The sequence below is a fragment of the Neotamlana sargassicola genome, assembly GCF_020523965.1.
Taxonomy (GTDB): Bacteria; Bacteroidota; Bacteroidia; order Flavobacteriales; family Flavobacteriaceae; genus Neotamlana; species Neotamlana sargassicola.
In genome coordinates this window covers 511,043-527,058 of the sequence record NZ_JAJAPX010000003.1, presented here as the reverse complement: position 1 = coordinate 527,058, position 16,016 = coordinate 511,043, and the positions used below count along the sequence as shown (strand labels likewise).

Genomic DNA, 16,016 nt, shown 5'->3' with positions numbered 1-16,016 from the left:
TAGCGGTACCAGTTTGTCCACATTCATCAGAGATTGCGTTATAATCGTTCGACCAAGTGATATTTGCAGAACACGCATCAGAAGCAGCGGCACCACCATTAGAATTTAACCAGTTGTTAAGTTCAGTGGTATTCCCAGAACCATCACATTCCACAGTTAAATCGCTAGCAATAGTATCGATAGTCGGCGCTGTAGTATCTTCAACGGTAAATGTAGCGGTAGTTGAAACAGAGTTTCCGCAGGCATCTGTAGCGGTAAAAGTAACTTCGCCACTTCCTGCATTTCCACAATCTATATCTAAATCTGAGAAATTATCAGACCATGTTATTGTTGTACAACTATTTGCTACAGTGGCTCCTCCGTAATTTGTAACCCAATTTATTAAGTCGGCAGAATTATCACCATCACACTCTACAGTTAAATTACTAGCTTCTGTTATAAAACTTAATGGAGTTTGATTACCTCCAGAATGCGTAATTGTTTCATCCTCTAATTTATTCCCACATTCATCAAGAACATCATAAGTATAAGTTAATGTCCAAGAACAGTCATCTCCAGTAATTTCGGTATTTGTTAAGGACACAGAGACATTAGTACAATTATCTGAATAATTAGATGCGATAGTAGTAGCATTGAAGGGAGCGTTTGTTTCAGCATCTGCTGAACATGAATTTATTCCTGTTTGACCACTAGGAGCACTACCTGTTGGAGATGTTTGATCGCTTCCTGAGTATATAATTGTTTGGTCTTCTATTTTATTTCCAGAGCTATCAACAACCTCATAAGTGTAAGTTAACGTCCAACCACAGTTGTTTCCAGAAAGCAACGTATCAGTAAGGTTTACAGTAAGGCTCGTACTACAATTGTCGGAGTAATTTGTCGCAACAGTTGCGCTATTAAATGAATATGATGTTTGTGCGTCTGAACTACATAAATTAATTCCTGTTTCTCCTGTAGGAGCAGTTCCCGTTGGCGCTTCACTGTCGTTTATTAATTCTGCATTTGAAGCCGCGGTTCTAATGCACGTTGTATATGTACTTTTTACGGTAACAGTATATGTTCCTTCAGTTAAACCGCTAAATACAGGAGAGGTTTGAAAATTAATACCATCTACAGAATATTCGTATTGATTAGGGTCTGTTGAAGAATTTAAAGGGCTGGTAACTGTTAATGTAAAATTATCATCACCTCCACTACAATCAATTTCATAAGTTGGTTCTGGAGGTAAATCTACATAGGATAAGGTAACGCTACCTGTATCACAAACAGATGTGTTTGGAGCAGGTAAACATAATTCATAAGTAAAAGTAACATCTCCGATAAAACCAGGTGTTGGTTCATATGTATAAGTACCATCTGAATTTAAAGTGAATGATTGCCCAGCATTTGAAGGACCTGAAATTAAAGTATAGGTTGAATTAGCAGGTTCGTTGTTAAGTACGTTTAAGTCTCCGTTATATGTTTCATCTAAACATTCAATAACTTGCTGGTCTACAGCATATTTTTGTAATAGAAAAAATTTACCATCACCATGATCGTTAGTTGCACCAATAAACTCAATTCTAGTAATACTTGAACCAGTAGGCGCTAAATCGTTAAGGTAAAATAATGCAATGGCAATAGTTTGACCATTATTATTGGCACGACCAGATCTCCAGTAATCTGATCCTGCTACGGGAGGTAGAAAGACACGGCCGTAATGATTTCCATTATTCACAACAAAGGTTTGTCCTAATTTTTGTTCTGGTCCGCCACCAACAGGGGTGCCATAAACTTCTACGTAAAAACAGTTGTTGCCTCCTCTTTCTGTAACGGCTAAAACTCCACCGTCGTTTGATGGAATTGGAACACCATAACTTAGTGTTTGCCTTTGTACTGTAGTATTTAATGCTGCCGTGTAGTCTCCACAAATATTTGCTCCGTTTGGGTTGGCAGCAAAATAATGATTTAAGTTTTTATCCTGAAACGCATCAAGAGCCAAAGCATCCCAACCTGGTAAAGAACTATTAATTGGCTTTGTTACACCATTTTCGATTAATTGATTTACGTTATGGTTACTTGTTCCTATTGCTATATCATAGGTGGTTGGAACAACAAAGGTGTTGTACAGGGTCCCATTTATAGTCACCGATTCAATTGTAGCGGGATTTAAATTGTTTACTTGAGTATCTGACCATTGAAACGTAACACCAGTTTGAATAGAAGGTGCCTGTGCATGTAAACCATTTATTAAAACGGCAAAAGCCAAAAAGGAAAAAACTTTAAAGCTTTTTAATAATGAAACACAATAGTAGTTATTTTTCATACTTAATTTATTAGTTTAGATAGACTAAGGATATTACAGAGATAGTAATGCGCTAACATTAACATAAATACATTTATTACTAAAGTTCTTTGAGGGAAAAAACGTGAATTGTAAACATTGTAAACCAATGTAGATTAAATCTTTAAAACTTCGATTTAGGGTCATAATATGAATTTTTGTAGGTTGAACAAAAAAAATCATAACAAATGTTAATTTGAAAAAAAAATGTTAAATCACTCATAAAATCGTTTAAAAGTTCTTGATTTACAGATTAACGACGTAAAAAGCCATATAGCGATGGCGACGCGGTTATAGCAGACACATTAATTAAATATGTTTTTTTTAATAATTTTATAAACAATTAAAATGTTTTATCTCGATTAAAAAACAATTATCGGTGTAAAATATCTTTTAATCGATAAATATGAAAAAATTAACAATAGTTAGACATGCAAAATCATCTTGGGAATATAATCTAAGTGATCACGAGCGACCGTTGAATGCAAGAGGGTTTAAAGATGCCGGTTTGGTTTCCAATGCCTTGAAACATTTGGAATTATATTTTGATAAACTAATTTCGAGTGATGCGATGAGGGCAAAAACAACGGCCAATATTTTTGTGGAAAACCTAAAAATTAAAAAATCAATTTGCTCTTTGAATCGTGATTTGTATGATTTTTCTGGAGAAAAATTAATTCAAGTTATTCAGTCCAATTCCAATGATATAAACCATTTAATTGTTTTTGGGCATAATAATGCCATAACCAGTTTTGTTAATTTATACGGCGATGTATATTTTAACAATATTCCAACTTGCGGTGTTTGTATTTTAGAGTTCGATATTGATGAATGGAGGAACTTAAAGCAAGGAAAAACCATTAAAACGATTTTCCCAAAACATTTAAAATAATTTTCTGTTTTAGTAATTTCATATCATTATATTAACTTACATTTAAGCGTAAATAGAATATATTTGTTTTACTAAATAAAAAATTCAACAAAATTAAATGACAAAAACAGAAACTATAACCAATAGTTATGTAAACAGAGAAATAAGTTGGCTACAATTTAACGCCAGAGTATTACAAGAAGCTTCAGACGAAACGGTGCCTTTAATTGAAAGATTTCGGTTTTTAGGTATATTTTCGAATAATTTAGATGAATTTTTTAAGGTACGCTACGCTACAGTAAAACGGATAGTTGAAGCCGGAAAAGGCGCTAAAAACGAATTAGGAGGTATTAAAGCTAAAGAACTACTTGAAATTATTACCCAAATTGTTATAAAACAACAAAGTACTAGCTTAAAAATTCTAAATAACATACAGTTAAAACTTGAAAATGAAAACATTTATGTTATTAAAGAAAACGATATTTCTGAAAGTCAGCACGATTTCGTAAAAAACTATTTCCTTCGAAAGGTTAGTCCCGGGCTAGTAACAATTATTTTAAACGATGAAGTTAATATCCCTAACCTTAAAGATAGTGCAGCTTATTTAGCCGTTAAAATGTTAATGAAAGATGGCGGTAAGCAGTTTGCATTAATAGAAATACCAAAATCTATTGATAGGTTTGTTGTGCTGCCAAAAGAAGGTGGTAAAAACTATATTATTATGATTGATGATTTGCTTCGTTATTGCTTATCAGATATATTTAATATTTTCGATTATAGTAGTATTTCTGCGCACATGATTAAAATTACCCGTGATGGTGAACTTGATTTTGATAGCGATTTAAGTAAAAGTTTTATTGATAAAATTTCAGATAGTGTGAAGCACCGTGAAATTGGTGAACCTGTGCGTTTTGTGTACGATAAAACTATTGATGAAGATACTATTCAATATTTAATGAATAAAATGGGAATTGATAATACAGATAGTATTATTCCCGGTGGACGTTACCATAACCGTAGAGACTATATGGGCTTTCCTAGTTTAGGACGTGCAGATTTATTGTATAATAAAATTGAAGCACTACCAGTTAAAGGCTTAAGCTTACAAGAAAGTATTTTTAATGCTATTGAGAAAAAAGATTATTTGGTGCATACGCCATACCAAACTTTTTCTTATGTCGTAAAATTTTTGCGTGAAGCAGCTCTCGACCCTAAGGTAAAAACTATTAAAATTACTATTTATCGTTTAGCCGAAATTTCTCATATAGCTAGCTCTCTTATTAATGCGGCTATAAACGGCAAACAAGTTACGGTGGCTATCGAACTTCGAGCTCGATTTGATGAGCAGGCAAACATAGAGTATGCCGAACAAATGAAAGGCGAAGGTGTAAATTTAATTTTTGGCGTTGCAGGATTAAAAGTACATAGTAAAATGTGTGTTATCGAGCGCGAAGAAAATAAAAAAGTTAAGCGCTATGGGTTTATTAGCACAGGAAATTTCAATGAATCAACAGCAAAAATTTATACCGATTTTACACTTTTAACTGCAAGTCAGAAAATACTTAAAGATGTAAGTCGAATTTTTGATTTTTTCAACACAAATTATCGAATTCAACGTTACAAACATTTAATTGTTTCTCCTCATTACACTCAAAAGTCGTTCTTTAAGTTAATAGACAACGAAATTAATATTGTAAAAAATGGAGGAGAAGGTCTTATTAGGTTAAAAATGAATAGCCTTTCAAGTTATACCATGGTCGATAAACTTTATGAAGCTAGTAGAGCGGGAGTAAAGATTCAAATGATAGTTAGAGGAATTTGCTGTTTAATACCTGGCATTCCTGGTATGAGTGAAAATATTGAAGTAATTAGTGTAATTGACAAATTTTTAGAACATTCCAGAGTTTACATATTTGGTAATAATGGAGATACTAAAGTATACATTGCTTCAGCAGATTGGATGACCAGAAATATAGAAAATAGAGTAGAGGTTACTTGTCCAATTTACGACCAAGAAGTAAAAAACGAAATTATTGAAACTTTTAATATTGGCTGGAACGATAATGTAAAAGCGCGTTTAATCAATCAGGAACAAGAAAATATTTACAGACAAAATAACAACGAAAAAGTAAGATCGCAATTCGCCATTTACGATTATTACCTTAATAAATTAAAAGAATAGCATGCTATCTATTAAAAAATATGCAGCTATCGATATAGGTTCGAATGCTGTAAGACTACTTATATCTAATATAATTGAACAAAAAGATAAACCTGTTCAATTTAAAAAGAACTCGCTGGTTCGTGTACCTATTCGTTTAGGTGCCGATGTGTTTATAAAAAAGAAAATTTCAAAAGATAATACACAGCGCATGCTCGATACTATGTTAGCGTTTAAGATGCTAATGAAAACTCATAAGGTTGTAAAATATAAGGCTTGTGCTACTTCTGCAATGCGAGAATCGGAGAATGGACGAAAAATTGTCGATTTAATTTACGAACACTCAGGAATAAGTATCGATATTATTGATGGAGAAGAAGAAGCGGCTATTATAGCGGCGACCGATTTAAATAAGTTTATCGACGATAGTAAAACCTATTTATATGTAGATGTTGGTGGCGGTAGTACCGAGTTTACAATTATAGACCACGGACAACAAAAAGCATCACGTTCGTTTAAAATAGGTACGGTTAGGCTTTTAAACGATATGGTACAGAACGAAACTTGGCAAGATTTACAAATTTGGATTAGTAAGCACACCATGGGATACGATAAAATTGATGTTATTGGTTCTGGAGGAAACATCAATAAAATTTTTAAAATTTCTGGGAAAGCTATTGGGAAGCCATTATCTTTCTTTTACATGACCTCGTATTACAATACTTTACAACGCTATTCGTATGAAGAGCGAATTACAGAATTAAATCTAAATCAAGATAGAGCCGATGTAATTATTCCGGCAATGCGGATATATTTAACTGCAATGAAATGGAGCGGTGCAAAAAATATCTATGTGCCAAAAATTGGTTTAGCCGATGGTATTATAAAAAGTATATATTACGATACTGTTTCGAGCAATACACAGTAAAATTTTGCATTTTACCTTTTATTATTGTAAAATTTTCTGATATTCCTATATATTAGCTTAGAAATTTATTCCCAAGTCCGTTGATTATGAAGAAAATAATACTTTCTGTTTTATTGCTTACCGTTTCAGCCTTCAGTTTTTCTCAAAGCATAGATTCTACAGTTGTTGAAGTGCCAGAAAAAAAGATTCCTATGTTTAAAGGGGTTAAATATGGTGTTCGTGGTGGTTACAATATTTCTAATTTAGATTTTAAAGAGCATCCTGAAGTTCCAAACAAACACAGAAATAGTATTTATTTTGGCGCTTTCGCGGAAATTGCTTTATCAAATAAAGTTGCTATTTCTCCGGAATTACAATTTTCGGCAGAAGGAGCAAATGAAGAAACCTTGCATTTAGATTACATACAAATGCCAATTTTATTAAACTTTAGAATTACTGAAAAAATTAGCGCAGGTTTAGGGCCTCAAGTAAGTTTAAAAGTTCATAAATACGAAGATGGCGTAAAAAACTTTGCTTACTCTGGAGTTGGTGGTGTAACGTATAAAATTAATTATGCCCTTTTTGCCGATGTTCGTTATACTTACGGAATTAGCAATATCTTCGACGATAAATTAAGTATGGAAGCCAGAAACACCAATATACAAATTGGAATTGGTTACAAGTTTTAACCGTGTATCGTTTCCTTTTTACTCAAGTTTTTCATTATTTGGGCTTCGTAGTCTAGAAGATCTTGCCATTTTTTATCAACTTCCTTTCGGTCTCCATATTGTCTAGCAAAGCCTAAAAACATAGTGTAGTGGTTAGCTTCGCTTACCATTAGGTTTTTATAAAAAGTAGCTAATTCTTTATCTTCTAACTCTTCCGATAATAAGCGAAAGCGTTCACAACTTCTAGCTTCAATTAAAGCAGCATAAAGTAAACGATGTATTAACTGTGTGGTTCTGCTGCCACCTTTAGGGAAAAACTTAAGTAGCTCTATTACATAATCGTCGCGACGATCTCTACCAAGTACCCATCCACGTTTTATAATAATATCGTGTACCATTTTAAAATGGCTAATTTCTTCTTTAACTAAAGCTGTCATTTCTTGAACTAGCTCTGTATATTCTGGAAAACTAACAATTAAAGAAATAGCTGTACTTGTCGCTTTTTGTTCGCAAAAGGCATGGTCTGTAAGTATTTCTTCAATATTTTTTTCTACAATATTTACCCAACGTGGGTCTGTTGGTAATTTTAAGCCTAACATAATTATATAATATTTTGTGTTAGTTGTTTTTCTTTAATTTGAATAGTTCCGTTATCGTAAACCGAAATTATAAAGTCTTTATAAAGCTCGGTTTCTGGAATATGAAACGCTGTATTTAAATAAACAATTTTGTCCGTTGATGCATTAAAATCTATCCAAATATGTTGCATGATAGCTTTTTCAAAAAAATCGCTATTTTCAAAATTACTAAAAACCAATTTATTAAGTAAAAAGTGTTTCTTGAATTTGTTTTCTTTTGAAACGATTATTTGGGCTTCAAAATTTTTATAAATCGATTTTTGCGCTGTATTGTTTTCCGTTGTTTTTTCAATTACTACAGGAGATTCTTCAACTGAATTGTAATTGATTTTTATATTAAAACCAGTGCTTAAAATGGTGTCGGTTTTTATTATAACTGGTTGTTCTGGTTTGTAGTTTGTAACCTCACTAAAGTTTTTAAGTAGGTTGTTTTCCTTTAAAACTTCGGCATTTGTTTTATAAATTCTTGATTGGCCATCATTACAAAAAAATACTAATGCTAACAGAAATACTAAAAGTGGCAGAATGCGGTATTTTAAATTTTTAAACATCTAAATCGAAGGTTTTTCTTAAAAGGGCAATGTTAGGGTTTTTCTCTTTAAGTTTTTCGAATTTTTCTTGTCCAGTATAGGCATATTTTTTCTCTAAAACTTCATTTATGGTTATATGAAGAGAAATGTCGTAATTTCTTAATTTTTTCCGAATATATTGCATTAAATCATGCTGCGAACGTTCAACCTCAATCTTATTGGTTTCGTTGGGGTAAACAACATGTATTTCGGTGTTGCTTTTTAGCTTAGGAATGTCAATTGCTAAAATAGAAGCTAAATTATGTTTTCCTTTTTTCTTAATTATTAGCACAAATTCGTTCCAAACAGCAACAAGTTCTTTTTCGGTAAAAGGTTCTTTGGGTAAATCATCCTCGTTTACAACAATTTCCTTTTGCTTTTCTAGGTGAACTTTTTTTGCTCGAATACTACTTAGTGATAAACCTGATGAACGTTTGGTTTGCGCATTTAAAACTATTTTTGGCGTTTTGTTTTCTTGTGGTTCTGGTTGCTTTGTTTTACTAGTAGTTTGAGTTGGTTGATCTTTTGCAGCAACTTCTTCAACCTTTTTCACGTCTACAGGTACAGGTTTTACACCTAGTTTTTTAAAGTAAGAAGCAGGAATTATGTAATGTCTGCTATTTTTTTTTTCTCCATCGAAAGTGATAGAGGCTAATTGCATTAAACAGAGTTCAACGAGTAATCGTTGATTTTTACTGGATTTGTATTTGAGATCGCAGTCATTTGCTAAATCGATTCCTTTTAATAAAAAGTCTTGCGAGGCTTTTTTAGATTGCTCTAAATATTTGGTTTTTGTTTCGTCGCCAACTTCTAGCAACGGAATAGTTTCTGGTGCTTTACAAACTAATAAATCTCTAAAATGTGATGCTAAACCGGCAATATAATGATGCCCATCGAAACCTTTTGATAGGGTGTTGTTAAAATGCAATAATAAATCTGGTATTTTATTTTCCAGAATTAAATTGGTGCTCTCAAAATAAGTTTCGTAGTCTAAAACATTTAAGTTTTCGGTTACGGCTTGCCTGGTAAGGTTTTTACCAGAAAAACTAACAACACGATCGAATATGGATAAGGCATCACGCATGGCGCCGTCTGCTTTTTGAGCAATAATATGCAGTGCATCGTCTTCGGCAGTTACACCTTGCTCTTCGGCAATATATTTAAGGTATTCTTTGGCGTCGGTTACTGTAATTCGTTTAAAATCAAAGATTTGACAACGCGATAAAATAGTTGGTATTATTTTATGTTTTTCGGTAGTTGCTAGTATAAAAATACAGTGTTTTGGTGGCTCTTCTAAAGTTTTTAAAAAGGCATTAAAAGCGGCTTGAGATAACATGTGTACCTCGTCAATTATATATACTTTGTATTTACCTACTTGGGGTGGTATACGAACTTGATCGGTTAGGTTACGAATATCATCAACGGAGTTATTGGATGCGGCATCGAGCTCGAAAATATTGAAGGCAAAGTCTTCGTCTTCGTTTTCTTGTCCGTCGCTATTTATCATTTTTGCCAAAATACGTGCACAAGTGGTTTTACCAACTCCACGTGGCCCTGTAAATAATAGGGCTTGGGCTAAATGATTATTCTCGATGGCGTTAAGCAAAGTATTGGTTATAGCCTGCTGCCCTACAACGTCTTTAAACGTTTGTGGACGGTATTTACGTGCAGATACTATAAAGTGTTCCAAGGTTTATTTTTGCTTTTTTGTGGATAACAAAGTTAAAAATTCATGTTTAGAATTTAGAATATTAAAAATAGATTTTAATATGAGTTATTAACAATGGTTTTAATCGTGCATGCTGCATTAGGGATAGTAGTGGAAAGCCCACAGCGAGGTACGAGCGCGGACTTGCAACGTATAGCCCGACCCCTTGTGGGTAATGCCCAAATTATTATTTTGGTTTTAGTTGTTTTTTGGTTGTTTTGTGTTGTATTTTTGCGGCGAGTAGATTGCCTTATCGCTAAATGCCCAACTTTGATTGGGTAATTAGAGGAAAGTCCGAACACCGTAGTGCAACATAGTGGTTAATGGCCACCAGTCGTGAGGCTAGGAAAAGTGCAACAGAAAGTATGTACAGGTAATGCTGTAGTGAAACCGGGTAAACTCTATGTGGTGCAATGTCATGTAAACCAATGTTTGAGGGCGGCACGCTCGATTGTTGGAGGGTAGGCAGCTAAAGTGTACTGGTAACAGTGCTCGCAGATAAATGATAGGGTAGTTCTGACTTGTTATGGAGAGATCCTGAAACGAGTTCAGGATGAACAGAATTCGGCTTATAGATTTACTTAAAAAAACAAGAAGCTATCTTAATTTAAGATGGCTTTTTTGTTTGAAATGTATTGTATTAAAATTTTGAGCAAAAAAAAGCCCAACCTGTTGGTTGGACTTAAAATTGTATCATTTAAAAACGGTTAGTTACCTGCTTCTAAATTTTTCATTTCTTTTTCAATCATATCGTAAAACTGATCGATTTTAGGTAAAATAACAATTCGTGTTCTACGGTTTTTAGCTCTGTTTTCGGCAGTGTCGTTATCTGCTAAAGGCACGTAGTGGCTACGACCAGCTGCGATTAATTGGCTTGGATTTACATCTAAATCTTGTAATACTCGAATAATTGAAGTAGAACGTTTTACACTTAAATCCCAGTTGTCTAATAATGGTTCTTTACGGTATGGTACGTTATCTGTATGACCTTCTACCATGCATTCGAAATCTGGTTTGCTGTTTACTACTTTAGCAACTTTTGCAAGAACATCTTTAGCTTTGCTTGTTACGTTATAACTTCCACTTTGAAATAATAATTTATCGGCGATAGAGATAAAAACAACACCTTTCTCTACGTTTACTTCAATATCTGGATCGTTAATTCCAACTTCACGCTTTAAGCTTGTAACTAAAGCAAGCGTTACGCTGTCTTTTTTAGTTAGAGCATCTTGTAAACGTGTAATTTTTAAGTCTTTTTCTTTGATGCTTTCAAGTGTTTTTTCAACGTTACTGGCTCCTTTAGCCGATAGTACTTGTAAGTTTTCGTTATATTTTCGTAAGTCTGAAATTTGCTCTTCTAAGGCCGTAGCTCTGGCTGTTGTAGAAGCCTTTTCTTCTAAACAAGAGTTTAATTTTACGGTTGCAGAGTTAAGCAAATCTTCTTTTTCATTTAGTTTTGCTTGTAAGTCTGTAAATTGTTTTTTAGATACGCAAGAGCTTAGTGCTAACATAGCAGATGCACCAAGTATTAAAACTTTTTTCATAATTCTGTTATAGGATTAATTTCTCATTAAGATTGACACAAAAATATATAAAAAAGAGTGGAATTTAACATTTTAACAAAACTTTTGCTATCGCAATTATAATCTGTTAAAATGCTTTATTTTCCTTAAGAAATATGCAATAACTATAGATTTTTTATGATAATATGCTACTTTGTTTTTTGCTAATTTTTGTTGTTTAAGTAAAGTACTACAACGCTTGTAAAAAGAAAAGTGCGCTTTTATTATTGCGAGTGTGTGCAAAGGTTTTATTTGTAATAAAAATTTTAGTCCAGCAACACCATCGAACAACAGTCGAGCAAATATTAAGGGAAATAATGGGCCTTTGGCATTTTTTGTTAAGGCGTAAAGGCTGTTTCTAAAATTTAAATAAGTTTTTTTGGGGTTTCCAGTATTTAGCGTAGCTCCACCAACATGGTAAATGGTACTATTACCTATATATTTTATTGTATAACCTAAATTTTTTGCACGCCAGCATAAATCAATTTCTTCCATGTGAGCAAAAAAACTTTCGTCGAAACCATTTAGGGCTTTAAAAACACTACTTTTAATAAATAAACACGCGCCAGTTGCCCAAAATATATCGCAATTGTTGTTGTATTGGCCGTTGTCTTTTTCTACGGTGTCAAATATTCGTCCGCGACAATATGGAAATCCGTATTTATCAATAAATCCGCCTGCAGCACCAGCATATTCGAAAAACGATTTATTATTAAAATCTAATATTTTGGGTTGAATTATGGCTGTATTGCCGTTTGCATTGAATTCTGAAATGATAGGTTTAAGCCAGTTTTTTTCAACTTCTACGTCATTGTTTAATAAGCAAAATACATCTGCTTCAATCTGTTTTAAAGCGTCGTTGTAGCCCTTTGCATAGCCACCATTTTGGCTGTTAATAATAATTTTTACTTCAGGGAAATGATCTTTTAGGTGTGAAATAGAATCATCGGTCGATGCATTATCAGCTACATAAATAGTGGCCTCTTGCGAATTAGAAATAACCGATGGTAAAAACTGTTTTAATAGTTTTTTTCCATTCCAATTTAAGATTACAATGGCGATTTTCATATCTAAAAACTTGGTATATCGGTTAAAAAATTATAACATTCATTTTTTAAATCCATAGCGCAATAATAATGATTTAACCCATTGGTAACCATTAAGTAGTCTGCATTTAATTTTAAATTATAACGCGCAATTTGGTCGAAAGTAGACTGGGTAATATTTACTTTAGGCGCTTTACATTCCACAATTAAATGAATACTTCCGTCGGGTTTAAAAATCACAATATCGTAACGTTTTTTTAGTTGATTAATTTTGATTTCTTTTTCAACATTTATTAAAGAAATAGGATAGTTTTTTTCCTTAATTAAAAAATTAACACAATGCTGTCGAACCCATTCTTCGGGCTGTAAAATCACAAATTTTTTACGAATACTATCGAAAATAGAAACTTTATTTTCGTTATTTTTGAAGCGAAACGAATATGTTGGGAAATTAAGTTTTTGCACTAAGCAAATTTATAACTATAATGTTAGTTTAGGTATTTTTCTGCTGAAATAATTACTAACAATTATAATTTCCATAATCTATAATAAAAACACCTTTGGACGAAGTAAAACAACTGGTAACTGATATAAAAAATGGGCAATTAAAACCGATTTATTTTTTAATGGGCGAGGAGGCCTATTATATTGATAAAATTTCCGATTTTATTGAAAACACCATATTAACAGAGGAAGAGCGCGGGTTTAACCAAATGCTGTTGTATGGTAGAGATGTTACAATCGAAGATATAGTAAGTAATGCCAAACGTTACCCAATGATGGCAGATTACCAGGTTATTATTGTTAAAGAAGGGCAAGATTTATCGCGACATATTGAAAAATTGGCAAGTTATGCCGCTAATCCGCAGCCAACTACAATTCTTGTGGTTAACTATAAATACAAAAAGATTGATAAACGAAAAGCGTTATATAAAACCTTAAAAAAAACAGGAGTAATTTACGAGAGTAAAAAGCTTTACGAAAATCAGGTAGCAGATTGGATTCGTCGAGTTTTATCCCCAAAACAATATTCTATTAACCCGAAAGCAGCGCAAATGCTTGTAGAATTTTTAGGTACAGATTTAAGTAAAATAGATAACGAGTTAAATAAATTACAAATTATCTTACCTAAAGGGACAGAAATTAGTCCTACGCATATCGAAGAGAATATAGGTATAAGCAAAGATTATAATAATTTCGAGTTACGAAAAGCAGTAGGAGAGCGCAATATAAAAAAAGCCTACAGCATTGTTAATTATTTTGCAAATAACCCTAAAGACAACCCAATGATTGTTACTGTAGCATTGCTTTTTAACTTTTTTTCTCAGTTATTGTATTTTCATGGTCTATCAGATAAATCTCCTCGAAACGTTGCTTCGGCCTTAAAAATTAATCCGTACTTTGTTAATGAGTATATTGGTGCGGCTCGAAATTATCCAATGCGAAAAGTAAGTGCTGTGGTTGCAACTTTGCGAGAATTTGATGTTAAAAGTAAAGGTGTTAATGCTAATGCGGTGCCACAAGGCGATTTGTTAAAGGAATTATTGTTTAAAATTTTTAATTAACATGACAGCACATATTCACCAAAGCTGGTTACCATATTTACAGGAGGAATTTAATAAAACTTATTTTAAAAATTTAATGGCGTTTGTAAGCGAAGAATACCGAACTCACGATTGCTTTCCTCCAAAAAACGAGATATTTAACGCTTTTAATGTTTGTCCTTTTAATGAGGTGAAAGTGGTAATTATTGGTCAAGATCCGTATCACGATTTTAACCAAGCTAACGGATTGTGTTTTTCGGTAAATGATGGTATAAAACATCCACCGTCTTTAGTAAATATTTTTAAAGAAATTGAAGCTGATTTAAATATTCCGTACCCAAAAAGTGGTAATTTAATGCGTTGGGCTAAACAAGGTATATTGCTTCTTAACGCAACTCTAACAGTAAGAGCTCACAAACCAAGCAGCCATCAAAAAAAAGGTTGGGAAATATTTACCAATACTGTAATAAAGGAATTAAGTATTAATAAAACAAATTTGATTTTTTTACTTTGGGGCGGATACGCAAAGCAAAAAGCTAAACTAATAGATACTAACAAACATCATGTCCTCACATCTGGACATCCATCTCCATTAAGTGCAAATAGGGGTTATTGGTTTGGCAACAAACACTTCAGTAAAACTAACTACCTGTTGGAGCAAGTGTCTCAGCTTCCATTGATCTGGTAAGCTCTGGTCTCAGCATAACAGGTTTTCTGTTATTTGGCTTTGAAACTTTGTTACAACTAAATCTTAATAAAACTAAGTTTAGGGCGATTAGCGTTGATAAAACTAGAGTAATTGTTAAAATCATATTAATTGGGGTTTTTAATTATCGATAAAAAACAAAAAAAAATCGACCAAATGTTAATTTTTTTGTATTTTATCTTTACAAATGTTAATTAAAACTAAAACAAAATTATGTAAATAATGTTATTTGGACTACAAATAGTTTAAGATATTTGTGTTTTTTGTTACATGTGTAATTTCAGATGCTGTTTATTGTTACTTTCGTAAAATTATTCATAAAAAATTATGAACTTCGTTACAATAAAATCGGTTTAAATTTTTATTACATCGCTAAAATAACAATTAAACAAGAAAAAGATTACGGAAATTAACTCAAAAATCATTATTAGGATTTTTAAAATAAAACTTATTTTTGACTAAAATTAAATTGTATGAATCAACCAAAATGGGAAACTGTTAAAGAATATACCGATATTACATATAAAAAATGTAATGGCGTTGCCAGAATAGCCTTTAACAGACCAAATGTTCGTAATGCGTTTCGTCCAAAAACTACAAGCGAACTATATGATGCATTTTATGATGCTAATGAAGATGTAAATATTGGTGTTGTTTTACTTTCAGCTGAAGGTCCATCAACAAAAGACGGAGTTTACAGCTTTTGTTCTGGTGGCGATCAAAAAGCACGTGGCCATCAAGGTTATGTTGGAGAAGACGGCTATCACCGCTTAAATATATTAGAAGTTCAACGTTTAATTCGTTTTATGCCAAAGGCAGTTATTGCTGTTGTTCCTGGTTGGGCAGTTGGTGGTGGACACAGTTTACATGTGGTTTGCGACCTTACTTTAGCTAGTAAAGAACATGCTATTTTTAAACAAACCGATGCCGATGTAACGAGTTTTGATGGCGGTTACGGTTCTGCTTACTTAGCTAAAATGGTTGGACAGAAAAAAGCTAGAGAAATATTTTTCTTAGGAAGAAATTATTCGGCGCAAGAAGCCTACGAAATGGGCATGGTAAATGCTGTAATTCCTCATGATGAATTAGAAAGTACAGCCTACGAATGGGCTCAAGAAATATTAGCAAAATCTCCGACTTCTATCAAAATGCTAAAATTCGCTATGAATTTAACCGATGATGGCATGGTAGGGCAACAAGTTTTTGCCGGTGAAGCAACACGTTTAGCTTACATGACAGATGAAGCTGTTGAAGGTAGAAATGCTTTCCTAGAAAAACGTAAGCCTAACTTCGATAAAAAATGGATTCCTTAA

The 16,016-nt window shown here is 32.9% G+C and carries 14 protein-coding genes and 1 other RNA gene; 8 read left to right on the top strand and 7 right to left on the bottom strand.

Annotation, left to right across the window (positions count from 1 at the left end):
- Positions 1–2,305 (bottom strand): Ig-like domain-containing protein (locus tag LG651_RS10275; RefSeq protein ID WP_226696038.1); only part of this gene is annotated, 2,305 nt, incomplete at its 3' end.
- A 424-nt stretch (positions 2,306–2,729) separates the two neighbouring features.
- Between LG651_RS10275 and LG651_RS10270 the strand changes: the two genes are divergently transcribed.
- From LG651_RS10270 to LG651_RS10255, 4 genes are all read left to right on the top strand, one after another.
- Positions 2,730–3,215, top strand: coding sequence for a SixA phosphatase family protein (locus LG651_RS10270; protein ID WP_226696037.1), 486 nt, complete (start codon positions 2,730–2,732; stop codon positions 3,213–3,215).
- A gap of 97 nt (positions 3,216–3,312) precedes the next feature.
- Positions 3,313–5,376, top strand: a complete 2,064-nt coding sequence (gene ppk1 / locus LG651_RS10265; protein ID WP_226696036.1) for a polyphosphate kinase 1 — start codon at positions 3,313–3,315, stop codon at positions 5,374–5,376.
- A 1-nt stretch (position 5,377) separates the two neighbouring features.
- Positions 5,378–6,283, top strand: a complete 906-nt coding sequence (locus LG651_RS10260) for a Ppx/GppA phosphatase family protein (protein ID WP_226696035.1) — start codon at positions 5,378–5,380, stop codon at positions 6,281–6,283.
- Between the two features lie 86 nt (positions 6,284–6,369).
- Entirely contained in the window at positions 6,370–6,951 is a 582-nt protein-coding gene (locus LG651_RS10255; protein WP_226696034.1) for a porin family protein, read from the top strand.
- On the opposite strand, the gene miaE is transcribed toward LG651_RS10255, so the two are convergent.
- The 3 genes from miaE to dnaX are packed head-to-tail and all read right to left on the bottom strand — an operon-like array spanning position 6,948 to position 9,827.
- Entirely contained in the window at positions 6,948–7,529 is a 582-nt protein-coding gene (gene miaE, locus LG651_RS10250; protein WP_226696033.1) for a tRNA-(ms[2]io[6]A)-hydroxylase, read from the bottom strand. The two genes, LG651_RS10255 and miaE, sit on opposite strands and share 4 nt — an antisense overlap.
- Before the next feature lie 2 nt (positions 7,530–7,531).
- Positions 7,532–8,119: a hypothetical protein gene (locus LG651_RS10245; protein ID WP_226696032.1), complete on the bottom strand. Its 588-nt coding sequence runs from the start codon at positions 8,117–8,119 to the stop codon at positions 7,532–7,534.
- The gene (gene dnaX / locus LG651_RS10240; RefSeq protein ID WP_226696031.1) at positions 8,112–9,827 is read right to left on the bottom strand and encodes a DNA polymerase III subunit gamma/tau; all 1,716 of its coding nucleotides are present in this window, start codon (positions 9,825–9,827) and stop codon (positions 8,112–8,114) included. Before dnaX ends, LG651_RS10245 begins: the two co-directional genes overlap by 8 nt.
- 255 nt (positions 9,828–10,082) lie before the next feature.
- Between dnaX and rnpB the strand changes: the two genes are divergently transcribed.
- Positions 10,083–10,433: RNase P RNA component class A (gene rnpB / locus LG651_RS10235), an RNA gene on the top strand.
- A 119-nt stretch (positions 10,434–10,552) separates the two neighbouring features.
- Here the strand turns inward: rnpB and LG651_RS10230 are convergent.
- From LG651_RS10230 to LG651_RS10220, 3 genes are all read right to left on the bottom strand, one after another.
- Positions 10,553–11,389, bottom strand: a complete 837-nt coding sequence (locus LG651_RS10230) for an OmpA/MotB family protein (RefSeq protein ID WP_226696030.1) — start codon at positions 11,387–11,389, stop codon at positions 10,553–10,555.
- Positions 11,390–11,485: 96 nt separating this feature from the next.
- The gene (locus LG651_RS10225) at positions 11,486–12,475 is read right to left on the bottom strand and encodes a glycosyltransferase family 2 protein (protein ID WP_226696029.1); all 990 of its coding nucleotides are present in this window, start codon (positions 12,473–12,475) and stop codon (positions 11,486–11,488) included.
- 2 nt (positions 12,476–12,477) lie between these two features.
- Positions 12,478–12,918 (bottom strand): type I restriction enzyme HsdR N-terminal domain-containing protein, encoded by a 441-nt coding sequence (locus LG651_RS10220; protein WP_226696028.1) that lies wholly within the window; start codon positions 12,916–12,918, stop codon positions 12,478–12,480.
- Between the two features lie 95 nt (positions 12,919–13,013).
- Between LG651_RS10220 and holA the strand changes: the two genes are divergently transcribed.
- The 3 genes from holA (at position 13,014) to LG651_RS10205 (ending at position 16,016) form a co-directional block, all read left to right on the top strand.
- Complete coding sequence (gene holA, locus LG651_RS10215) at positions 13,014–14,018, top strand: DNA polymerase III subunit delta (RefSeq protein ID WP_226696027.1); 1,005 nt, start codon at positions 13,014–13,016, stop codon at positions 14,016–14,018.
- A gap of 1 nt (position 14,019) precedes the next feature.
- Positions 14,020–14,685 carry a uracil-DNA glycosylase gene (locus LG651_RS10210; RefSeq protein WP_226696026.1) on the top strand — a complete coding sequence of 222 codons (666 nt, stop codon included), beginning with the start codon at positions 14,020–14,022 and terminating at the stop codon, positions 14,683–14,685.
- A gap of 491 nt (positions 14,686–15,176) precedes the next feature.
- Positions 15,177–16,016, top strand: coding sequence for a 1,4-dihydroxy-2-naphthoyl-CoA synthase (locus LG651_RS10205; RefSeq protein ID WP_226696025.1), 840 nt, complete (start codon positions 15,177–15,179; stop codon positions 16,014–16,016).